The sequence below is a fragment of the Cupriavidus necator genome (assembly GCF_013141915.1).
In the GTDB taxonomy this organism is placed as follows: domain Bacteria; phylum Pseudomonadota; class Gammaproteobacteria; order Burkholderiales; family Burkholderiaceae; genus Cupriavidus; species Cupriavidus necator_B.
In genome coordinates, this window is sequence record NZ_SROX01000001.1 from 243,715 (window position 1) to 266,053 (window position 22,339).

A 22,339-nucleotide genomic window follows, 5' to 3' on the forward strand; every position below is an offset into this window, starting at 1 on the left:
AAGCGCTTTCATTTAAGAAGTTGAGTGCTGAAGCAGCACGCCAGCTAGATTTGGCCTCCAAATGATAGCGCTTACATTTCAATCCCCGAAAGGAACCCTGATGATCACCTACCTGAAGCAAGCCAGGAAAACACCGCAGACGGAGACCGCCACCGCGCAGCAAGTGGTGACCGGCATGCTGGCCGAGATCCAGGCGCATGGCGAGGCTGCGGTGCGCCAGTACGCCAGCCAGCTCGACGGCTGGGACGGCGAGATCGTGCTGACCCCGGACCAGGTCCGGCAGCAGACCCGCGACGTGCCCGCGTCGGTGCGCGCCGACATCGATTTCGCGATCGGCCAGGTGCGGGCGTTTGCGCTGGCGCAGCGCGAATCGCTGCGCGAGTTCTCGGTCGGGCTGCACCCGGGCGTGACCGCGGGGCAGCGCGTGATCCCGGTCAACGTGGTGGGCTGCTACGCCCCGGCGGGCCGCTATGCGCATATCGCGTCGGCCTACATGGGGGTGGCGACGGCGAAGGCTGCCGGCGTCGGCACCGTGGTGGCATGCTCTAGCCCGTTCCGCGGCCAGGGCATCCATCCGCACGTGCTCTATGCCTTCCAGGCCGCCGGCGCCGACGTGATCATGACGCTCGGCGGCGTGCAGGCGATGGCTGCGATGGCCTATGGCCTGTTCACCGGCAAGCCCGCCGACGTGGTGGTCGGCCCGGGCAACAAGTTTGTCGCCGAGGCCAAGCGGTCGCTGTACGGGCAGGTGGGGATCGACGTGTTCGCGGGGCCGTCCGAGGTTGCCGTGATCGCCGACGACAGCGCCGACCCGGCCATCGTGGCGAGCGACCTGGTGGGGCAGGCCGAGCACGGCCACGAGTCACCGGCGTGGCTGTTCACCACCTCGCGCGCGCTGGCGGAGCAGGTCATGGCACGGGTGCCCGCGCTGATCGCCGCGCTGCCGCCCACCGCGCGCGACGCAGCCACGGCGGCATGGCGCGACTACGGCGAGGTCATCGTCTGCGACAGCCGCGAGGAAGTGGCCGCGGTCTCTGACCGCTATGCCTCCGAGCACCTGGAGGTGCACGCGCAGGACCTGGACTGGTGGCTGGCCAACCTGACCTGCTACGGCTCGCTGTTCCTTGGCGAAGAAACCACGGTGGCCTTCGGCGACAAGACCAGCGGCCCCAACCACGTGCTGCCGACCAAGGGCGCGGCGCGCTATTCGGGCGGGCTCTCGGTGCACAAGTTCATGAAGACCCTGACGTGGCAGAAGATGACGCGCGAGGCCACGCGGCAGATCGGCCAGGTGACCGCGCGCATCTCGCGCCTGGAGGGCATGGAGGCGCACGCGCGCACCGCGGACGACCGCATGGCAAAGTACTTTCCGAACGCCCGCTTCGAGATGGGCGCCGCGGTGGAGGTCTGATGATGGCGCCCTTGCAGCATGCGGCCGACGGTCGCGGACCCGACCTGCGCGGCAGGCAGGCGCTGGTGACCGGCGGCAGTTCCGGCATCGGCGAGAGCCTGGCCGAGGCGCTTGGCCGGGCCGGCGCCAGGGTGGTGCTGGCGGCGCGCCGCCAGCCGCAGCTCGATGCCGCGGCGTCGCGGCTCGATGCGATGGGCATCGCCGTCGACACGCAGGTGCTGGACGTATCCGACCTCGATGCCATTCCCGCCGCCGCAGCGGCCTTGCAGCGCCGCTGCGGCACCATCGATATCCTGGTGAATGCCGCGGGCATGAACCTGCGCGAGCCGTTTGCCAGTGTCACGCCGGCGTCGTGGCGGCTGCAACTGGACACGCATCTGGGGGCGCCGTTCTTCCTGACGCAGGCGCTGGCGCCGGCGATGCAGGCGCAAGGATGGGGGCGCGTGCTCAACCTTGCTTCGCTGCAGTCGTACCGGGCCTTCGCCAACAGTGCGCCCTACGGCGCGGCGAAGGGCGGCATCGTCCAGCTGACGCGCGCCATCGCCGAGGCGTGGTCGCCGCACGGGATCACCTGCAATGCGATCGGCCCGGGCTTTTTCCCCACCGCGCTGACCGGCCCCGTGTTCGCTGACGCCGCGCTGGCGCAGCACCATGCCGCGCGCACCTGCATCGGCCGCAACGGCGCGTTGCCGGACCTGCACGGACTGGCCGCGTTCCTGGCCAGCGACATGGCCGCGTATATCACCGGGCAGACTTTCATGGTCGACGGCGGCTACACGGCAAGATGACCGCCGCCGCGGGCCGCATCGTTGGCCCCGCGCGGTGACCGACATTCAGAGCGCCATACGCGCCGAACCAGACCCGACAGGAGACCAGCATGACGAGACAGCTATCGGCGCAGCCGCCGGCACAAGACCCCGCGCACAAGCTCAGGAAGATCGTAACCTCCAGCACCATCGGTGCCATGGTGGAGTGGTATGACTTTTTCCTGTACGGCGTGGTCGCCGGCCTGGTGTTCAACAAGCTGTACTTTCCCTCCGCCGACCCGGTGGTCGGCACGCTGCTGGCCTACGCCACCTTTGCCGCCGGCTTTGTCGCGCGCCCGCTGGGCGGCGTGATCTTCGGCCATTTCGGCGATACGCTGGGGCGCAAGCGCATGCTGGTGCTGACCCTGCTGATCATGGGCATCGCCACCACCGCCATCGGCCTGATTCCCACCTATGAGCAGATCGGCATCGGGGCGCCGGTGCTGCTGTTGCTGTGCCGGATCGCGCAGGGCATCGGCCTCGGCGGCGAATGGGGCGGCGCCGTGCTGATGACGTTCGAGAGCGCGCCGCCGGGGCGCCGCGGCTTCTTCGCCAGCCTGCCGCAGACCGGCATGTCGCTGGGCCTGGTGCTGGCCAGCGGCGTGATCGCGCTGCTGTCGCTGATGCTGTCGGACCAGGACTTCCTCGCATGGGGCTGGCGCATCGCTTTCCTGTTGAGCGCGGTGATGGTGTTTATCGGCTCCTACCTGCGCACGCACGTCGAGGAATCGCCGGAATTTGCCGCGGCCCAGCGCCAGCCGCAGCGCAACCCGCAGCAGGCGCATGGCTTGCCGTTCCTGGCCATGCTGCGCCAGTATCCCGGCGTGGTGCTGGCGTGCATGGGCGCGCGCTTTATCGACGGCGTCTTCTTCAACGTGTTCGGGGTGTTCTCGCTTGCCTACCTGACCCAGACCCTGAAGCTCTCGCGCAACGAGGCGCTGCTGGGCGTGTTGCTGGGCGCCGGCGTGATGACGCTGTTCATCCCGCTGTGGGGCGCCGTATCCGACCGCCTCGGCCGGCCGCTGGTCTACGGCACCGGCGCGCTGCTGGCGGGGCTGTCGGCGTTTCCCGCGTTCTGGCTGATGCAGCATTCGGGCGGCAACGTGCTGCTGGTGTGGGCGGCGATCATCATTCCCTTCGGCATCTTCCATGCCGCCGTGTTCGGCACCATGGCGTCGATGTTCTCGGAGGTGTTCGATGCGCGCGTGCGCTATACCGGGATTTCCTTCGTCTATCAGTTCGCGGGCGTGTTCGCCGGCGGCCTGACGCCGATCATCGCCACCTGGCTGAGCGCGCGGGCCGGCGGCGAGCCGTGGTACCTGTGCGGCTATGTGCTGGCGATCGGCGTGCTCAGCGCGGCCTGCACGCTATGGATCGGCTTGCGCTCGGCCCCGGCCGGCGCGCCGGCGCTGGCACCGTCCAAGGCTGGCGCCTGACTGTTTTCTCCCCGGGGCGGCATGCGCTGCCCGTCCGCGTCATTTCCCTCTCCCATGTCTCCTACTGGCAAGGCCATGAAAGCCATCGTCTATACCGAACCCAACGCCGTCGCGATCCTGGAGCGCGACATGCCGGAGCTGGCGCCCGGCGAGGCCCTGTTGCGCATCGATGCCAGCGGCATCTGCGGCTCCGACCTGCACGCGTATCACGGCCATGATCCGCGGCGCAAGCCCGGGCTGGTGCTTGGCCACGAGTTTGCCGGCACGGTGGTGGCCTCGTCGGACGAGGGCCTGCTGGCGGTGGGGCAGCGCGTGACCGCCAACCCGCTGGTGACTTGCGGCCATTGCGACTATTGCCTGCAGGGCCGCGACAACCTGTGCGCCAACCGCGGCATGGTCGGCATGAGCCGGCCGGGGGCGTTGTCGGAGTACCTGGCGATCCCGCTCCGTTGCGCGATTCCCATTCCCGACGCGCTCGCCAGCGTCAGCGCCGCGCTGACCGAGCCTGCGGCCACCGCGCTGCATGCGGTCAACCTGACCATGCGCGCCATGGCCAGGCCGCTGCCGGAGGCGCGCGTGCTGGTCATCGGCGGCGGGGCGATCGGCATGCTCGCCGCGGCGCTGGTGAGGTCGTATGGCTGCCGCCAGGTGCAGGTGGCCGAGACCAATGCGCTGCGCCGCGCTTCTGTGACGCGGCATCTCGGCTGCGAAGCGGTGGACCCGCTGGCCGGGCCGCCGCCCGACGCTGCCTTCGACGTGGTGATCGATGCGGTGGGCGCGGGACCGACGCGCAAGCTTGCCATCGCCGCCGCCCGGCCCGGCGGCGTGGTCATGCATATCGGCCTGCAGGACTGGGCCAGCGAGATCGACATGCGCAAGCTGACGCTGGCGGAACTGACCCTGCTGGGAACCTACACCTACACCATGGCCGACCTGCGCGCCACCGTGGCGGCGCTGGAGCAGGGCAGCTTCGGCACGCTGGCATGGGTCGAGACGCGCGCGCTGGCCGACGGCCCGGCGGCCTTTGCCGACCTGGCCGCGGGCCGCGTTGCCGCCGGCAAGGTGGTGCTGATCCCTGAACCGGCCTGAGTGCCGGACCAGCTGCGGCGCGCACCGCCGGCAGCCGCCAAAATTCATATATATGAGTTGGTTGACATGGATGAATCGAGCGCCTAACATGACTTCACGCACGACCCACAGAGAGGAGACAACGATGATTCACGTAGTGCTTCATGACGCCAAGGACACCGTCGCAGTGGCCGTGGTGGAAGGGATCCAGCCGGGCACGCAGCTCAACGCCTGGATCATGGATGAAGACAAGGTCGTCACGGTGACCGCACTGCAGCCGATTCCCATCGGCCACAAGGTGGCGCTGCGCGACATGGATGTGAACGAGACGGTCTACAAGTACGGCATCGACATCGGCAAGGTGGTCGCCCCGATCAAGGCCGGCGAACACGCCCACGTCCACAACATCAAGACCAAGCGCTGGTAAGCCCGGCGCGCCGCCCCTGCGGCCGCCCGACGCTTCCTGCCCGCTTTCCATCCCGCTTCCATCCGCTTCCCGAGGATCCACGTCATGTCCGTGATCGACCAAAACACCACCTTCTGGGGCTACCGCCGCGACAATGGCCGCGTCGGTGTCCGCAACCACGTCATCATCCTGCCGCTGGACGACCTGTCCAACGCCGCCGCCGAGGCCGTCGCCGCCGCCATCAAGGGCACCATGGCGATTCCCCACCCCTACGGCCGCCTGCAGTTCGGGCCGGACCTAGACCTGCATTTCCGCACGCTGATCGGCGCCGGCAGCAATCCCAACGTCGCCGCGGTGGTGGTGATCGGCATCGAGGACGGCTGGACCAAGAAAGTCGTCGACGGCATCGCCCAGACCGGCAAGCCGGTGGTCGGATTCGGCATCGAGGGCCACGGCGACCACGACACCATCATGCGCGCTTCGAAGGCGGCGCGCGAATTCGTGCAGTACGCCACCGCGCTGCACCGCGTCGAGTGCCCGATCAACGAGTTGTGGGTCTCGACCAAGTGCGGCGAGTCGGACACCACTTCGGGCTGCGGCGCCAACCCTACCGTCGGCAACGCCTTCGACAAACTGCACCCGCTCGGCACCACGCTGGTGTTCGGCGAGACCTCGGAGCTGACCGGCGGCGAGCATATCGTCGCGGCACGCTGCGCCAACGACGATGTGCGCCACCAGTTCATGGCGATGTTCGAGCGCTACCAGGGCATGATTGACCGCTGGAAGACGTCGGACCTGTCCGAGTCGCAGCCGACCAAGGGCAATATCGCCGGCGGCCTGACCACCATCGAAGAAAAGGCGCTGGGCAATATCCAGAAGATCGGCAAGAAATGCACCGTCGACGGCGTGCTCGACAAGGCCGAGGCGCCGACGCATCCGGGCCTGTGGTTCATGGACTCGTCTTCCGCCGCGGCGGAGATGGTCACGCTGTGCGCGGCCGCCGGCTATGTGGTGCACTTCTTCCCGACCGGGCAGGGCAACGTGATCGGCAATCCGATCGTTCCGGTGATCAAGCTGTGCGCCAACCCGCGCACCGTGCGCCTGATGAGCGAGCACATGGACGTCGACTGCTCGGGCCTGCTGCAGCGCGAGCAGACCCTCGACCAGACCGGCGACAAGCTGCTGGAATGCATGCTGGCCACCATCAACGGCCGCTGGACCGCGGCCGAGGCGCTCGGGCATCGCGAGTTCGTGCTGACCCGCATCCACGAGTCGGCATGATGAAGCGCATCTGCATCAGCGAGTTCATGGACCCGGCCGCGGTGCAGGCGCTGACCCCCGGCTTCGACCTGCGCTACGAGCCGGGCTGGGTGGATCGCCGCGCCGACCTGCTCGAGGTCCTGGACGGCGCGCACGCGCTGGTGGTGCGCAACCGCACCCAGGTGGACGCGGCGCTGCTGGCCCACGCGCCGGCCTTGCGGGTGGTCGGGCGGCTCGGCGTGGGGCTGGACAACATCGACGTCGCCGCCTGCCGCGATCGCGGCATCCGCGTGATTCCCGCCGCCGGCGCCAATGCGCGCTCAGTGGCGGAGTACGTGGTGACCACGGCCGCCGTGCTGCTGCGTGGCGCCTATCTGTCCAGCACCGAGGTGGCCGATGGCCAGTGGCCGCGCGCCCGGCTGTCGGAGGGCAGGGAGGCGCTCGGCAAGACGCTTGGCCTGATCGGCTTTGGCGATATTGGGCGCCAGACCGCGGCGCTGGCGCGCGCCTTCGGCATGGAAGTGATTGCCTGCGATCCGATGCTGCCGGCCGATGATCCGGTCTGGTCCGCCACCGGCGTGGCCTGCGTGCCGCTCGACGCGCTGCTGGCGCGGGCCGACGCGGTCAGCCTGCACGTGCCGCTGGTGGAGGCCACCCGCAACCTGATCGATGTCGGCCGCCTGGCCGTGATGAAGTCCGGCGCGGTGCTGGTCAACACCGCGCGCGGCGGCGTGGTCGATGAGGCAGCGCTGGCCGACGCACTGCGCGCCGGGCACCTGGGCGGCGCGGCGCTGGACGTGTTTGCCAGCGAGCCGCTGCCCGCCGGCAGCACGCTGCGGGGCGTGCCCAACCTGATCCTGACCCCCCACATCGGCGGCGTGACGCGCGAAGCCAATGCGCGCGTGTCGATGATGATCGCGCGCGAGGTGCGCCAGTCGCTGGAGCAGATGCCATGAGCCGGATTGCATTGCATGAACTGGAGCGCGTGGCCGCCGCCGGCCTGCGTCGTGCCGGGGCCAGCGCCCGGCAGGCGCAGGCGACCGCGGCGGCGCTGGTACGGGCCGATGCGGCGGGACTGCCGTCGCACGGGGTCTCGCGCGTGCCGATGTACGTGGCGCACCTGCGGCATGACCGGGTCGACGGCAACGCCGAGCCGGCGGTGCGCGGCACGCGCGCCAGCGCGGTGGTCGTCGATGCCGGCTGCGGCTTTGCCTTCGCCGCGTGCGACCTTGCCATCGCCGAGGCGATGCAGCGCGCGCGGGAGACCGGCGTCGGCGTGGCCGCGGTGACCAACAGCCACCACTTCGGCGCTGCCGCGCTGCCGCTCGAGGCCGTGGCGCGCGCCGGCATGGTGGGCATCGCCATGGGCAACTCGCCCGCGGCCATGCCGGCCTGGGGCGGCAAGCGGCCGCTGTTCGGCACCAACCCGATTGCGGCGGTATTTCCGCGCCAGGGCCATGCGCCGGTGGTGATCGACCTGTCGCTGTCCGAGGTCGCGCGCGGCAAGATCATGGTGGCGGCGAAGCAGGGCAAGCCGATTCCGCTCGGATGGGCGCTCGATGAAGCAGGGCAGCCGACCACCGATGCCGAGGCTGCGCTGCGCGGCTCGATGCTGCCGGCCGGCGGCGTCAAGGGCGCGATGCTGGCGCTGCTGGTCGAATTGCTGGTGACGTCGCTGGCCGGCGCGCAGTTCGGCGCCGAGGCGGACTCTTTCTTCAGCGATGCGGGCAACCGGCCGCGCATCGGCCAGCTGTTTTTCGTGATGGACCCGGGCGCCTTCGCCGGCTCGCAGGTCTACGCCGCGCGGGTTGAAGCGCTGCTGGCGGTGATGCTGGAAGACGAGGGCACGCGCGTGCCCGGCGCCCGCCGCGAGTCGGCACAGGCCGAGGCCGCTGCGCGCGGCGCTGAAGTGCCCGATGCACTGTGGCGCGAACTGCAATCGCTCGCGGGCGTGGAGGCTGGCGCGCCGCATTGATTTCCTCACAACGGACCCACGCCAGAGGGGCCGACCACAACTACCGGAGACAAACCATGGATCGACGCTTGATTCGCGGCGCGCGCAGGCACCTGGCCCGCGCGCTCCTAGCCTTGTCCGCAGTATCGGCCCTGGCCGCGCTGGCGCCGCCCGCCGCCGCGCAGGGCGGCAGCGATGCCGCCGCAGATTATCCGAACAAGCCGATCCGGTATGTCGTGCCCTTCGCGGCCGGCGGCCTGACCGACATCATGGCGCGCATGGTCGGCCACCAGCTCTCCGAAGAGTGGAAAAAGCCCATCGTGGTGGACAACCGACCCGGCGGCAATGCCAACATCGGCGCCGAGCAGGTTGCCAAGGCGCCGCCCGACGGCTACACCTGGCTCGCGGTCACGCTGACGCACGCGTCCAACGTGACCTTGTTTCCCAAGCTGCCGTTCAGCATGCAGAAGGACCTGGTGCCGGTGGCGCGCATCGCCTCGTCGCCGATGATGGTGGTGGTGCCCGCGAATTCGCCGATCAAGTCGATGAAAGACCTGGCCGCTGCCGCGCAGAAGTCGAAGCTCAACGCCGGCTCCAGCGGCAACGGCACCCCGCCGCACCTGACGCTGGCCTTGTTCGAAAGCCAGACCCGGACCAGCTTCACCCACGTGCCGTACAAGGGCGGGGCGCCGTCGATGACCGACCTGATCGGCGGCCAGATCGACGTGGTCTTCTCCAACTTTCCCGAGTCGCTCGCCTATGTGAAGGGCGGCAAGCTGCGCGCGCTGGCGGTGACCACGCGCGAGCGCCATCCGCTGTTGCCCGACGTCCCCACCGTCGCCGAGGCCGGCTATCCGGACCTGATCGTCGAGAACTGGACCGGCCTGATGATGCCGGCCGGCACGCCCCGGCCGATCGTCGACAAGGTCGCCGGCTCGGTCGCGCGCATGCTGGCCGCCGAGTCGGTGCGCGGGCGCATCGTCACCGCGGGCTTCAGCCCCGCGGCCGGCGGCACGCCTTTCGCCGACTACTTCAGCGGCGAGGTGACGCGCTGGGCCCGGCTGATCGAGGAGAAGCAAATCCGGGTCGAATGACGCGGCGCCCCGTGCGGGGACGGCATGCGCACGGCCTGGCGGCGTTGGCGACCGGCTTTAGTATGATTCGTGTTATCTATATGAGTCAGTCATGGATCGGCCGGCCGCCCCGCAGGCGGCGTTGCAAAGGACATTAACGTGGGCTCCAGATTCGATGCCGGCGCAGCCATTGGCGGCGTGCTGTACAAGGACGTCAAGCACGCCATCCTGGCCGCCCTGGCCGCGGGCGAGTGGAAGCCGGGTGAAGCCATCCCGTCCGAACGCAAGCTGATCGAGCGCTTCGGCGTTTCGATCGGCACGCTGCGCAAGGCCATCGACGAACTGGTGGCCGAGAACATCATGATCCGCCACCAGGGGCGGGGCACCTTCGTCGCCACGCATCGGCAGGAAGACCATTTCTTCCGCTTCTTCCGCATCGTGCGCCAGGACGGCTACCGCGAGTACCCGACCGTGCAGCTGGCCCGGTTCCGCCGCGCCAGGGCGGACAAGGACGAAGCGGCGGCACTGGGGCTGCCGGTCGGGGAGGCCGTGTTCCGCTTTACCAACGTGCTGTCGCTGGAAGGGCGCGCGGTCATGATCGACGCCATCACCGTCCCGGCGGAGCGCTTCAAGGCGCTTACCGAGAAGCTGCTGCGCGAGCGCCCGAACACGCTCTACAACTTCTACCAGGACGTCTTCGGCATCAACATCATCCGCACCGAAGAGCGCCTGCGCGCGGCGCTGGCCGACGAGGAAGACCATGAACTGCTGGGCGTCCCGGTCGGCACCGCGATGCTGAAGATCCTGCGGGTGGCGTCTTCCTACCAGAACGAGCGGATCGAGTACCGCGTCTCCCGGCTGGATACGTCGGACTACGAGTTCGCGCTGTCGCAGCCGTGAGGGCGTGAAGCGCAGGGCGGGAAGCACCCGGATCCTGCGCCCGATGACTCAGGCGAGGGAGATCATGCGCAGCACCGCAGCCGCCAGGTCCCCATTGGGATCGCCGAGCAGATCCACGGCATCGAAATGATGGCCGCGCTCCTGCACTACCACCTGCACGTCGAAGCCGCATTCGCCCAGCAGCGCCTGGTATTCGCGCTGCAGCCGGTGGTACTCCGGCGATTCATCGCCGCCGACGGTAAGGATCATGGGCAGCCTGATTTTCGGCACATGGTGGACAGGGCTGTAACGGGCGACGTCCGCCGCGGTCAGGCCGACCACCTGGTTGAGATAGCACAGCCGGATCGGCTCCAGGTCATACAACCCGCTGATCGCGCATCCACCCTTGAGGATGTCCGCCGGAACGCCGAAGGCGGCCCACTCCGTTCCCGCCAGCGTGGCGGTGAGATGACCACCGGCTGAATGGCCGGACACGAAGATGCGCCGCGGATCGAATCCCAGTTCGGCGGCATGGCGGTACAGCCATGCCACGGCCTCCTGGTTGTCGCGCACGATTTCGGCCATGCCCACGTCCGGAGCCAGGCGGTAGTTCACCACGGCAACGTTGATGTCGCGCTGCAGGTAAGGGGCGGCAACGAAGCTGAAGTCGGACTTGTCCAGCGATTGCCAATAGCCGCCATGAATGAAGACCAGCAACGGGCGCTCGCGTGAGGCCGCGGGGAAGAAGTCCAGCGACTGCTTGGCGTGCATGCCATAGGCAAGATCCGGCTTGACCGGATGGTCGCGACGGAACGCGGCGCTGGTATCGTCCCATCGCTTGAAGATGTCCTGGAACCCGGGGATTCCGGCCCTGACGTTGTACTGGTTGTCCAGTTCTTCCTGATTGAAGTTTCGATACACTGACATTACATTTGGCTCCAGACTGTGGGATCGGGGCTTCGATTCCATGGGGGTCGTTGCGACGCTTGTCGCGTCCGGCCAAAGATACGTATCCGCGTCTTGCTGCGCGCGCCGCCAGATGACAACCCCTATCGCAAAGACGCCATGTTCGGAAAGAGCGAAAACCGCGACGACTACCAGGCCATCGACCGGCCGGTCGGAGGCATGGCGCGCAAGCTGAAGGACGGCCTCTATATCGGCGCGCATTCGCATCCGCGCGGCCAGCTGATCTATGCCTATGTCGGAGCCATCCTGGTGACCACCGACTTCGGCTCCTGGGTGGTCCCGCCCCAGCGCGCCGTCTGGGTGCCGTGCAACGTCGAACACGCCATGCAGGCGTGCGGCGACGTGGAGATGCGCACGGTCTATGTCCGCGCAGATGCTGTTCCCGCCGAGTTGCGCGGCTGTTGCGTGGTCGCGGTGCCGCCGCTGCTGCGCGAGCTGATCTCGGCCGCGGTGCGCATGCCGCTGGACTATGAAGAAATCGGCCGCGACGGCCTGGTGGTGCAGCTTCTGCTGCACGAACTGCGTCCGCTGTCGGTGGTCCCGCTGCATCTCCCGATGCCCAGGGATCCGCGCCTGGGCAAGATCTGCGCGAAGATCCTCGAGGATCCCTCGGACGAGACCTCGGTACAGGCGTGGAGCCGCTCGGTTGGCGCCAGCGAACGAACCATCATCCGCCTGTTTCCGGAAGAAACGGGCATGACCTACAGCCGCTGGAAGCAGCAGGCCCGGTTGATGGCCGCGGTCCGCCTGCTTGCCGAGGGCTGCCATGTCACCGACATCGCCCTGCAGCTCGGATACGAAAGTCCGAGCGCATTCAGCGCCATGTTCAGGCGAGCGCTTGGCATGACCCCCACCGAGTATTTCCGCGACCGGGCCGGCGACTAGGCGTATTCGCTGCGGGTTGGCATCTGCCAGACATCAACTGGCGTCAGGACGCGCATCGAGGGCAGGGCCGTGCGGCACAGTCTGGATGCCGCCGGATGACCCGCACCGTGCTCGCTCCGTCGGCATTTGTTCAAGTCGAGGAGTGAATATGTCAGTGATGGATCGTATCCGGGCGGCAGGCATCGTCCTGCCCGCCGCAGAAATGCCCAGGGCACTTTATGTCCCGTACACGCTGCACCATGGTTTGCTGACGATCTCAGGCCAGCTGCCGCTGCAGGACGGCAAGCCCATGTTCGTCGGCAAGGTGCCCGGCACGGTCAGCGTTGAAGCGGCGCAAGCGGCGGCGCGGCTTTGCCTGGCCAACCTGCTGGGCTGGGCCACCGCCGCGACCGATGGCAATCTGGAGCGGATCCGGGGCATCGTGCGGGTAGGCGGCTACGTCGCAGCCGACCCGGGCTTCGACGATGCGCCGCGGGTGATCAATGCTGCGTCGGAACTGCTCAACCAGATCTTTGCCGAGCGGGGCCGCCATGCCCGGCTGGCGCTCGGCGTGGCGAGTCTTCCGTTCGGGGTCCCGGTGGAAATCGAAGCCACCTTTGCGCTGGATGCCTAGCCATGGGCGCCGCGACAAAGGCCGGCTACGCCGACGTCCTGGTCGGCCTGCAGTATGGCGACGAGGGCAAGGCCCGGGTCGTCGATCACCTCGCCGCCGGGTATGACGTGATTGCGCGCTTCAACGGCGGGGCCAACGCCGGGCATACCATCGCCACGCCCGACGGCCCCTTGCGGCTGCGGCAGGTGCCTTCCGGCGTGCTGCATCCCGGCGTTGCGCTTTACATCGGCTCGGGCTGCGTGGTCGGCTTGCAGCAGCTGGCCGCCGAGATCGCGATGTTGGCCGCCCAAGGCATCAGCCTTGACGGGCGGCTGACCATCAGCGACCGGTGTCCGCTGGTTCAGCCGCGCCACGTGCTGGCGGACCGCCGCGATGGCGCGCGGATCGGCACCACCGGCAATGGCATCGGTCCTTGCTATGCCGATCTGGCGGCGCGGATGCAGGGCTCCGAGCGCGTCGCATTCCAGTTGCGCGACCTGCTGTGCGACGATAGCCGCGTGTTCGAACAGATGACCCGGCTGGCGGGCCGGGACGGTGACGATGGGGACGACATCGCGGCGATGGTGGACGGTATGCGCCGCGCTTGGGCAGCGATTCGTCCGTTCGTGACGGACGATGCTGTCGCGCTGTTGCGGCGGGTCGAAGCCGGTGCCCGGGTCCTGTTCGAGGGCGCGCAGTCGGTGATGCTGGACGTGGTGCACGGCGTTCAGCCGTGGGTCACGTCCAGCCATACGCTGCCCGCCTATGCCTACGTGGGGGGCGATCTGCCGTGCCGATATCACCGCAAGGCCATCGGCGTGGCCAAGGCCATCGTCTCACGTGTCGGTGGCGGCCCGTTGCCCACCGAACTGGGCGGGCCCCGTTCCGAGGCGTATTGCGCCGCGGCGGCACACGCGGGCCGCGGCCGCGCCGACGAAGCGGCCAGCCACGATCCGCTGGCGCTGCTCGCCGAAGGGGATGCGTTCGCCACCGGCGTGGCTATCCGGATGCTGGCGAAAGAATATGGCACCGGCACCGGCAGGCCCCGGCGCGTGGGGCTGCTCGACGTTGCACAACTGCGCCTGGCGATACAGCAGGCCGGCGTCGACGAGGTGTATCTCAACAAATGTGACAGCCTGGCGGCCTTCGCCCACACACCCGAGCACTGCATTCCGGTTGTCGTCGGCGAGACGGGCGGCACAGGTCAGCGCGTGTTGCGCTTTCCGGCGTTCGGCGAGCACGCCATCCCGACCGGTGCCGCCTCGCCGCTGCCCCCGCAACTTGAAGCGCTGCTCGAATGGCTCGCGCAGGCCATCGGCCGGCCCTTGCGCGGCATCGGGCTAGGACCGGAACGCGCGCAGATGCGGCTTCTTGAACCCAACCAGCACACCACACCACACCATGACAAGCACGACCCCTGCCTATCTGCGCAACGAAATGCGCCGGACCGACCTGGCCTGGACCGACTGGCCGGCCATCGAAGCCTTCCTGAAAAATGAACTGATCTGCCGGGTTGCGGTGCATGACGCACCGTACCCCTACATTACGGCGCAGAGCTTCACCTTCACTGGCGACGCGTTCCTGATCCACAGTTCCAGGTTCGGCAAGCTTGCCGCTGCGATCCGGGCGAACCCGCTGGTCACGATCGAAGTCGACCGGCCCGTGGCCTTGCTGAAGGCGCCGAAGGGCCAGAACACGAGTCTCGAGTATTTCAGCGTCATCGCGCGCTGTGAAGTCCGGTTGCGCGACAGTACCGAAGCGGTGCGTGCCCACCAGTACCAGGCGCTGGACAAGTTCCGGCCCGAGAAGGACTACACGCCGATCGAGGATGGGGCCGCCAGCCAGATCGTTGCCTATCGCTGCGAGATCCGTGAGATGAGTGCGAAAAAGCGCATCCTGGCTGACGGACAGTACTCGCCGCCGGGACAGCCGCGCGCGCCATACCTGCGCTATCCGTTCCAGTCCGGGGCCACGCTGTCCGGCTTGCCGCCGGAGGCATTCGATTCCCACCGGTTTGCGGGAAAGTGAGGCTCGCCATCGGGTGACACGCAGAGGTGCTTCGGCACCTCTTTTTTTTTGCCCCGGGGCGCTGCATGCGCCTGGCCACGGCTTTGGCACCTGCGAGACAGACCTTGGCGTTGCGGCACGCGTCGCGCCGGCGTCCGCACGCGACAGTAGCAAGCGATAGCGCAACCACGCGCTGTCGCCTGCCGCCAGTGCCCCAGAGCGCTGGCTCTAGAACGAATGGAGACAAGATGAAGCACACCCCTCTCGAGCTGATGCGCGTGCGCACCGGCGACCGGCTGGAACGGCTGCCCGTATGCGGCTATCACCGCCTTCTGTTTGCCATCATTGCGCTGGCGTTTTTCTTCGACAACCTCGACCTGGCCATGATGACGTACCTGCTGGGCTCGATCCGCTCGGAGTTCGGCCTGACCGCTGCGCAGGCGGGCATGCTGGGGAGCGCCAGCTTTGTCGGCATGGCCCTCGGTGCGCTCAGCTCCGGGATGATCGCCGACAAGTTCGGGCGCAAGCCCGTGTTCCAGGTCAGCATGATCATCTGGGGCGTTGGCAGCTATCTCTGTTCCACCGCGAGCCATCCCATGGAACTGGGCGCATATCGGCTCTTGCTTGGGATCGGCATGGGCATGGAGTTGCCGCTGGCGCAGACGCTGATGTCGGAATTCATTCCGGCGCGGCAGCGCGGCAAATATCTGGCGCTGATGGACGGCAACTGGCCGATCGCGTTTATCTGCGCGGGCCTGATGTCGTACTACGTGCTGAGCGCCTATACCTGGCGCACCATGTTCCTGCTCGGCGCGGTGCCGGCGCTCTTCCTGATCGTGGTGCGGCGCTTCGTGCCAGAGTCTCCCCGTTGGCTGGAATCGCAGGGACGCCACGCGGAAGCTGCCGAGATCGTCGACCGTATCGAGCAGTCGGTGATGCGGCGGATGAAGCTCGACACGTTGCCCGAAGTCACCCCCGCGGTCGCTGCGGCGGAGCCGGCCGCATCGGGGCTGCGCGTGCTGTGGTCGCGGGCGTACCGCAGCCGGACCCTGACCGTCTGGGGGCTGTGGTTCTTTGCCCTGCTGGGGTTCTATGGCCTCAATACATGGATAGGCGCGTTGCTGCAGCAATCCGGTCTGGGCGTGACCCAGTCCGTGCTGTACACGGTCTATATCTCGATCGGGGGGATTCCGGGCTTCCTGTGGGCGGCGTGGGCGGTGGAGCGCTGGGGACGCAAGCCGGCCTGCGTGGCGACGCTGGTCGGCGGAGCGTGCATGGTCTTTGTCTATGGCCGCGTCGCCGGCGCGGCACCGGAGCCGCTGGCGCTGTTCCTTTCCGGCGGCATGATGCAGTTCTTCATGTTTGGCATGTGGGCGGTGCTCTACACCTACACGCCGGAGCTGTACCCCACGCGCGCGCGCGCCTCGGGCTGCGGCATGGCGTCGACGGTCGGGCGCCTGGGCTCGCTGCTGGGTCCGGCGCTGGTGGGCCTGGTGCTGCCCGTCGCGGGGCAGGCTGGCGTGTTTGGTCTGGGCGCGCTGTGTTTCCTTGCCGCGGCGGCGATTGTCTTCCGGTTCGGCATCGAAACCCGCGGCCGTGCGCTGGAAACCATCGCCGACTAAGCGTTGTCCGGAACACCGTGGATCTGCCGCCGCAATGCTTCAAGCCAGCCGGCTAGGAGCGTGCGCGCGGCGCCGGGCCGGCCAGCGCGGAAGCCGGCGCGGCGAGGCGTGCAGCCAGTATCGCTGCCACGCGCGTGCTCGCGGCAGGCTTTCCGGCCACCACCACCAGACCTGCGTCCACCGCCTGCTGCCATGCCATCCGCCCATCGAGCAGGGCGCGCAACACGGCTTCGGCGGTGACCACGACCACATCGCCTTGGGCCGGGCCGGCGTCGTGGCCGGCCTCGACTTGCGCCCGCGCACTGGCCGCGGTGGCATAGCGGGTCCAGAGCCGCGACTCCACCAGCAGCAGCGCCGTGGGCGGCAACGCCGGCCGTGCCGAGGCCAGCTGCTGCTCGAGCCTGTGCGCGGTTTCATCGGCCCGTTGCCGGGCCTGCACGCCGCTGACGCTGTCGGTCAGGGGCAGTTTGCCCGCACCGGTTGCGTCATGCAGCGCGAAGGCCACGCCGAGCGAGGCAGGATGCGCGGCCGAGACTTCGTCGCCAAGCACGAAGTCTGACCCGCAAGCCGCCGCGAGCGTCGAGACCGATCCAAGCCAGGCCGCGAACGCGGCCGTCAGAATTGCGGTGGCGGGCTTCATGGCGTCACAATGTTGAACCAGAACGGGAACGTGTCGAGCAGCGCGAGGAATTCACCCAGCGCTTCGCGGCGGCCTTCCACCTTCATGTCGCCCTTGGCAATGGCGTTCTCGATCGTGGTTTCCTTCAACTGGATCGCGTCAAGCGTTGCCTTGGACAGCGTGAGGCTGGCATCGGCTTGCGGCAGCGGCTTGCCATAGTTCAGCACCGCGTTCTCCACTTGCAGCCCGTACTGCTTCTTCAGGTCGGTGAAGTCGATGTTCAGGCCGATCTTCTTGCCGGCGGCCTTCGGTCCGTTAAGGCGCACCGCGAGGTAGTCGAACAGCATTTCGGGCGGCATCGCCTTGATGGTGTCCGGGCTTGCGGTCGTGGTGCCGCCGGCCTTGGGCACGCCGTTGCGCAGTTCATAAGCGCCCATCAGATAGACCGCGCGCCACGGGCCGCTTTCCGCCTGGTAGCCCATCTGCTCGAGCGAATCGGCCAGCAGTTCCTTGCCGGCCTTGCTGTCGGGATTGGCAAAGACCACGTGCTTGAGCGCTTCCGCGGTCCAGCGGTAATCGCCTTTGCTGAAATCCGCCCTGGCGCGCCTGAGTACCGCCGCTTCGCCGCCCATGTACTCGACGTACTTCCTGGCGGCCATCTCCGGTGGCAGGTTGTTCAGGTCCGACGGATTGCCGTCATACCAGCCCATGTAGCGCTGGTAGACCGCGCGCGAGTTGTGGCGCAGCGTGCCGTAATAGCCGCGGTTAGGCCAGAATTTGTCGAGCTCGGGCGGCAGCTTGATCAGCTCGGAGATTTCTTCTCCGGTATACCCCTTGTTCATCAGGTTGACCGACTGGTCATGGGTGTACTTGTACAGGTCGCGCTGCTTCTTCCAGTAATCGATGATCCGGGCATTGCCCCACATCGGCCAGTGATGCGCCTGGAACTTGAAGTCGACGTCCTTGCCATAGGTATCGATGGTCTCGTTCAGGTAGCTCGACCACTTCAGCGCATCGCGAACCTGCGCGCCGCGCAGGGTCAGGATGTTGTGCATGGTGTTGGTCGTGTTCTCGGCCATCCACATGCCCCGGAACTGCGGGAAAAAGGTATTCATTTCCGCGGGCGCTTCGGTCCCGGGCGTCATCTGGAACACCATCTTGACACCGTCCACCGTGACTTCAGTGCCGGTCTTGCCGATGATGTCGGTCGGCACGATCAGGCCGGCCTCGCCGGTCGAGACCGTCTGGCCCAGCCCGCCGTTTACGCCACCGCGAGCGTTGCGGGGCAATAGCGCGCCATACATGTAGACGGCACGGCGGCCCATGGCGTTGCCGGCGATCACGTTCTCGCTGATGGCATGCTCGGTAAAGCCTTCGGGGGCGAACACCTTGATCTTGCCTGCCCGCACATCGGCCTCGTTCACGATGCCGCGCACGCCGCCGTAGTGGTCCACGTGCGAGTGGCTGTAGACCACGGCTTTTACCGGCTTCTGTCCGAGGTGCTTGCTGACGAAGTCATAGGCGGCCCTTGCCGTTTCCGCCGAAATCAGCGGATCCAGCACGATCCATCCGGTGTCGCCCTGCACGAACGTGACGTTCGACAGGTCGAAGCCGCGCACCTGGTAGATCCGCTCCGATACCTTGAACAGGCCATGCTGCATGTTCAACTGGGCGTTGCGCCACAGGCTGGGGTTGACCGTGTCCGGTGCGGGCTTGTCCAGGCCGATGTACTGCTTGTAGGCCTCGAGGTCCCACACCACGTCGCCCTTGGCGTTGCGGATGGTCAGGGTGTCGGGCTTGGCCACCAGCCCGCGCTGCGCATCCTCGAAATCCGCCTTGTCGTGAAAAGGAAGCTCGTTCAGTACGGCAGCATTCGCCGCCCTGGTGGCCGCGGTGGCAGGCTTGCCGGCGATCGGCTGGGCCTGTGCCCAAGCCGGTGAAGCCAACGCGACGGCCAGCGTCGTTGTCAGGACTATTGCTACGTTCATCGTTGATTCTCCCGGTTGGAAGAGACAGGAAGGAGGCGCGCAGCATCAGCCATGCCTGCTCGGAACGCTGGCCGGCCGAGGGCGGGCAAGCGTCCGCCGGGCGACTTTGGCGCGCCGTCTATCCTGTTGCATCCGTTCACCGGGTGGAAGTCAAACTTTCTGTCCTCGAATTAAAAGAAATCGAAAAAGAAATCCGGGATTGACGCTGTGCCGGGCCCGTCTACGCCGCACTCGCGCCGGCGATGTAGCGCCGCCGCAAATCTTCAAACGACGCCAGCTCCCCGCACACCGCGCTGGCGGCCACCGTGGGCGGGCTGGCCAGCCAGACCTGCCCCGGCCCCGAGCGCCCGGGGAAGTTGCGGTTGATCGAGCTGACCGTGACCTGGTCAGGCCGTTCCGACGACCCCGGACCACAATTGGCGCAGGCGCCGCAGGAAGGCTGGAGGATGCGTGCGCCGACAGCCTCGAACGTTTCCATGTAGCCCTCGTGGATGCAATAGTCGCGCACGTCGGTGGTGCCGAACTGCAGGTAGAGGGTGACATGCGGCGGAATGCGCAGGCCGCGCTGCACCGCCCAGTGCAGGACCTCGTGGTACCCGTCGAAGTCCTCGCGCTTGCCGGCCGTGCAAGAACCACCGTAGGCAATGTCCACGGGTACGTGCTGCGTCAGCGCGGACAGCGGCACGCCGTTGCCTGGATCGCCCGGGCTCGCCACCATGGGGCCGAGCGCGCCGCAGTCGATGTCGAGCGTGGCGGCAAACGCGGCGCCGTCGTCGCTGCGCATCCATGGCTCGATGTCGAAATCGAGTCCGCGCCGTTCCCGCAGGAAGCGCACGGTCTGTGCGTCGGGTGCGACGATGCCGGTGAAGCCGCCCAGTTCGGCGCACATATTGGTCAGCGTGGCGCGCTCGTCGATCGACATCGCGCTGACCACCGGCCCGGTGAACTCGAATACCTTGCCGACGCCCGCGCCGGCCTTGATGTCCGACCGTGCCAGCAGGTGCAGCACGACGTCCTTGGCCGTGACCCCCGGCGCCAGCACGCCGTCCAGGCGCACCAGCATGCATTGCGGCAGCGTCATGCGCACGGCGCCGGTCACGAAGGCATTGGCCATGTCGGTGGTGCCGACGCCGAACGCCACGCATCCCAGCGCGCCGCTGTGCGGGGTGTGCGAGTCGGTGCCGACCACGACCTGCCCGGGCAGCGCATAGCGCTCGGCCATCATTGCGTGCGAGATGCCGGCCGCATGGCTGGCGGGCGCCCCCAGCGACGCCTCCTCGGTCAGCGTGCGATGGCAGCGGAGCTGGTAGTCGCGCACGAAGTCCCGTTGCGCCGCGCACATGCGCGCAACGTTGTCGACCAGCCCGGCGCGCAGGTGCGCGGGGCTTTCGCTGACGTACGAGGTGTGATCCTCGAACACCACGATGCGATCCGCGTCCCTCAGCCGCAGCGGCTTGCCGAACGCTTCATGCAGCATGTGGGCGCACATGCCGGTGTAGTACTCGTGGATAAAGCGCCAGTCGGCCCGCACGAAAATGCCGTCGCCTGGTACCGGGCGCGCCGGTGTTACCGGCGTGGCCAGCAAATGCCGCTGGACGATTTTCTCGAACAAGGTCTGCGGGCCGGCGGGCAGGCCCGTGGCCGCGGGTTCGACCTTGCCCAGGTAGGCCTGCCCGAATTTCAGCAGCCCGCCGTGCCGCAGGATGGATGCGGCGAGCGCGTCGCGCCCGGCCACCAGCGTGTCGGCTTCGATGGCTTCGCCTTGCTCCAGCCGGGTAAGCAGGCTGAAGTCGGTCGAGGTGAACAGGCCGATGTTGTCGGCGTTCTGGCGGTAGATGCGCTCGAAGCTGCGGGCGATGACGAGGCGGATGCCCGCCAGCTTTTCCGCTGCCGGACTATGCTCGCGCGACGACCCCTTGCCGTAGCGGCTGCCGGCAACAGTTACGGCGAATCCGCCGTTGCGGATCGCGTTGGCCGCGACCGGGCAGATGCCGTCGACCTTGTAGCCGGTATAGGGAAAGCGGCCCAGCGCGTCGTCGTAGTGCGTCAGGATCGGCACCGGCGTGATCTCGTCCGTTGAAACGTCGTCGCGCAGCGCGCCGGCCCCGGCCAGGGTCATGGGCTGCCCCTGCAGTTGCGCGCTCATGACCGGCGCGGAGTCGGCAAGGAACAGGGTGCGGGCCGTGGCCTCAATGGCGCTCATGCAGGTCTCCGATGGCAATTCGGTGCCACTCTACCGCCCATGGCGCGCGCGGGCGAAGCGCTGATGCGGCATCGCGGCTATCTGCGCCAGACATATCAGGGTAAACGCGGAGTCGATGCGCGGTGCGCGCGGCAAGGTTAGTATCGGGCGACATTCCGGCCTGCCCACACGGGCTACTGACCCATGCACCGCATCGATCCCGTCAATATCCAGCTGTTCCTGGCCGCCGCGCGCGAGGGCTCGATCAAGCGCGCGGCTGAAACCGAGCATATTGCCCAGTCGGCGTTGAGCCGGCGCATCGCTGAACTGGAGCGCAGCCTGGGCGTGGTGCTGTTCGTGCGCTCGCCCGCCGGCGTGGTGCTGACCGATGCCGGGGCGCGCGCGCTGGAACTGGGCCGCAAGCTGAACCAGGACATCGCCAGCTTTGCGCGCGAGGTGCAGGACCTTGGCGACCGGGTCGCGGGCGTGGTGAGGGTGTCGGCGAGCCCGTCGGCCATCATCGGCTTCCTGCCCGAGCGGCTGCATGCGTTCAAGGCGGCGCATCCGCTGGTCGAGATCGCGCTGTACGAGCGCTCTACCGCCGAAACCCTGCGCGCCTGCCTCGATGACCGGGCCGACGTCGGCATCGGGGTCGCGGCCAAGACGCCGGGCGGGCTGGAATCGTGGGCCTTTGCCAGCGATCCGCTCAACGTGGTGGTGCCGTCGACGCATGCGCTGGCCCGGCGCAAACGCATCCGTTATGCCGAGGTGCTGGAGCATCCGCTGGTGGTGGTGCAGCCGGGCGGCGCGCTCGACCAGGACCTGCGCGAGCAGGCGGCCAACCTGCGCCTGCCGTTCAACCAGGGCGTGACCGTCTCCAGCTTCGAGGCTGCCTGCCGCATGGTCGAGGCGGGGCTGGGCATCGCGGTGCTGCCAGCAAGTGCCGGCGCCGCCTATGCGGGAACGCGGCGCTTTGTGCGCGTGCCGCTGGATGAGCCGTGGCGCCAGCGCCAGTTGCGGTTCTATGCGCCGTTCAAGCAGCCGCGCCTGCGGGCCATCGCCGCCATGATCGACGCATTGCAGCCGGAGGGAGGGACCGCAGCTATGCCGGGCTGAGATACCCGGTCCAGCGGATTAGCACTCGGCCACGGCCGCGTCGCAACCCTACACTCCGTGCCAAAGCCA

At 67.8% G+C, this 22,339-nt stretch carries 20 protein-coding genes; 16 read left to right on the forward strand and 4 right to left on the reverse strand.

Annotation, left to right across the window (positions count from 1 at the left end; all coding sequences use genetic code 11):
* Positions 1–100 precede the first annotated feature (100 nt).
* From hisD to E5S69_RS01220, 10 genes are all read left to right on the forward strand, one after another.
* Complete coding sequence (hisD, locus tag E5S69_RS01175) at positions 101–1,411, forward strand: histidinol dehydrogenase (protein WP_171513192.1); 1,311 nt, start codon at positions 101–103, stop codon at positions 1,409–1,411.
* Positions 1,412–1,413: 2 nt separating this feature from the next.
* Positions 1,414–2,199 (forward strand): (S)-sulfopropanediol 2-dehydrogenase HpsO, encoded by a 786-nt coding sequence (gene hpsO / locus E5S69_RS01180; protein WP_171513888.1) that lies wholly within the window; start codon positions 1,414–1,416, stop codon positions 2,197–2,199.
* Positions 2,200–2,288: 89 nt separating this feature from the next.
* Positions 2,289–3,653 (forward strand): MFS transporter, encoded by a 1,365-nt coding sequence (locus E5S69_RS01185; protein ID WP_171513193.1) that lies wholly within the window; start codon positions 2,289–2,291, stop codon positions 3,651–3,653.
* Between the two features lie 75 nt (positions 3,654–3,728).
* On the forward strand, positions 3,729–4,742 hold the full coding sequence (locus E5S69_RS01190) for a galactitol-1-phosphate 5-dehydrogenase (protein WP_171513194.1): 1,014 nt from the start codon (positions 3,729–3,731) through the stop codon (positions 4,740–4,742).
* A 124-nt stretch (positions 4,743–4,866) separates the two neighbouring features.
* Positions 4,867–5,148: a UxaA family hydrolase gene (locus E5S69_RS01195; protein WP_092312927.1), complete on the forward strand. Its 282-nt coding sequence runs from the start codon at positions 4,867–4,869 to the stop codon at positions 5,146–5,148.
* Positions 5,149–5,232: 84 nt separating this feature from the next.
* Positions 5,233–6,408 (forward strand): UxaA family hydrolase, encoded by a 1,176-nt coding sequence (locus E5S69_RS01200; RefSeq protein WP_018007439.1) that lies wholly within the window; start codon positions 5,233–5,235, stop codon positions 6,406–6,408.
* The gene (locus E5S69_RS01205; protein WP_171513889.1) at positions 6,408–7,343 is read left to right on the forward strand and encodes a hydroxyacid dehydrogenase; all 936 of its coding nucleotides are present in this window, start codon (positions 6,408–6,410) and stop codon (positions 7,341–7,343) included. Before E5S69_RS01200 ends, E5S69_RS01205 begins: the two co-directional genes overlap by 1 nt.
* A complete protein-coding gene (locus E5S69_RS01210; protein ID WP_171513195.1) occupies positions 7,340–8,362 on the forward strand; it encodes an Ldh family oxidoreductase in 1,023 nt (340 codons plus the stop codon). Before E5S69_RS01205 ends, E5S69_RS01210 begins: the two co-directional genes overlap by 4 nt.
* A gap of 56 nt (positions 8,363–8,418) precedes the next feature.
* Positions 8,419–9,435, forward strand: a complete 1,017-nt coding sequence (locus tag E5S69_RS01215; protein WP_171513196.1) for a Bug family tripartite tricarboxylate transporter substrate binding protein — start codon at positions 8,419–8,421, stop codon at positions 9,433–9,435.
* Positions 9,436–9,573: 138 nt separating this feature from the next.
* Positions 9,574–10,314, forward strand: coding sequence for a UTRA domain-containing protein (locus tag E5S69_RS01220; protein ID WP_171513197.1), 741 nt, complete (start codon positions 9,574–9,576; stop codon positions 10,312–10,314).
* 48 nt (positions 10,315–10,362) lie between these two features.
* On the opposite strand, the gene E5S69_RS01225 is transcribed toward E5S69_RS01220, so the two are convergent.
* A complete protein-coding gene (locus E5S69_RS01225) occupies positions 10,363–11,220 on the reverse strand; it encodes an alpha/beta hydrolase (protein WP_171513198.1) in 858 nt (285 codons plus the stop codon).
* Between the two features lie 138 nt (positions 11,221–11,358).
* Here E5S69_RS01225 and E5S69_RS01230 point away from each other — a divergent pair, with 138 nt between their 5' ends.
* From E5S69_RS01230 to E5S69_RS01250, 5 genes are all read left to right on the forward strand, one after another.
* Positions 11,359–12,144 (forward strand): AraC family transcriptional regulator, encoded by a 786-nt coding sequence (locus E5S69_RS01230; RefSeq protein ID WP_171513890.1) that lies wholly within the window; start codon positions 11,359–11,361, stop codon positions 12,142–12,144.
* 148 nt (positions 12,145–12,292) lie between these two features.
* Positions 12,293–12,757: a RidA family protein gene (locus E5S69_RS01235; protein WP_171513199.1), complete on the forward strand. Its 465-nt coding sequence runs from the start codon at positions 12,293–12,295 to the stop codon at positions 12,755–12,757.
* A 2-nt stretch (positions 12,758–12,759) separates the two neighbouring features.
* On the forward strand, positions 12,760–14,235 hold the full coding sequence (locus E5S69_RS01240; RefSeq protein WP_171513200.1) for an adenylosuccinate synthetase: 1,476 nt from the start codon (positions 12,760–12,762) through the stop codon (positions 14,233–14,235).
* The gene (locus E5S69_RS01245; protein ID WP_171513201.1) at positions 14,138–14,764 is read left to right on the forward strand and encodes a pyridoxamine 5'-phosphate oxidase family protein; all 627 of its coding nucleotides are present in this window, start codon (positions 14,138–14,140) and stop codon (positions 14,762–14,764) included. The genes E5S69_RS01240 and E5S69_RS01245 overlap by 98 nt, the downstream gene beginning before the upstream one ends.
* 227 nt (positions 14,765–14,991) lie before the next feature.
* On the forward strand, positions 14,992–16,365 hold the full coding sequence (locus tag E5S69_RS01250) for an MFS transporter (RefSeq protein WP_171513202.1): 1,374 nt from the start codon (positions 14,992–14,994) through the stop codon (positions 16,363–16,365).
* A gap of 52 nt (positions 16,366–16,417) precedes the next feature.
* Here the strand turns inward: E5S69_RS01250 and E5S69_RS01255 are convergent, their stop codons facing one another.
* The 3 genes from E5S69_RS01255 to E5S69_RS01265 all read right to left on the reverse strand — a co-directional run bounded on the left by E5S69_RS01255 (position 16,418) and on the right by E5S69_RS01265 (position 21,175).
* Complete coding sequence (locus E5S69_RS01255; protein ID WP_171513203.1) at positions 16,418–17,005, reverse strand: hypothetical protein; 588 nt, start codon at positions 17,003–17,005, stop codon at positions 16,418–16,420.
* Complete coding sequence (locus E5S69_RS01260) at positions 17,002–18,972, reverse strand: alkyl/aryl-sulfatase (protein WP_171513204.1); 1,971 nt, start codon at positions 18,970–18,972, stop codon at positions 17,002–17,004. The genes E5S69_RS01255 and E5S69_RS01260 overlap by 4 nt, the downstream gene beginning before the upstream one ends.
* A 220-nt stretch (positions 18,973–19,192) precedes the next feature.
* Entirely contained in the window at positions 19,193–21,175 is a 1,983-nt protein-coding gene (locus E5S69_RS01265) for an aconitase family protein (RefSeq protein WP_171513205.1), read from the reverse strand.
* 183 nt (positions 21,176–21,358) lie between these two features.
* Between E5S69_RS01265 and E5S69_RS01270 the strand changes: the two genes are divergently transcribed.
* Positions 21,359–22,270, forward strand: a complete 912-nt coding sequence (locus tag E5S69_RS01270) for a LysR family transcriptional regulator (RefSeq protein ID WP_171513206.1) — start codon at positions 21,359–21,361, stop codon at positions 22,268–22,270.
* Positions 22,271–22,339 lie beyond the last annotated feature (69 nt).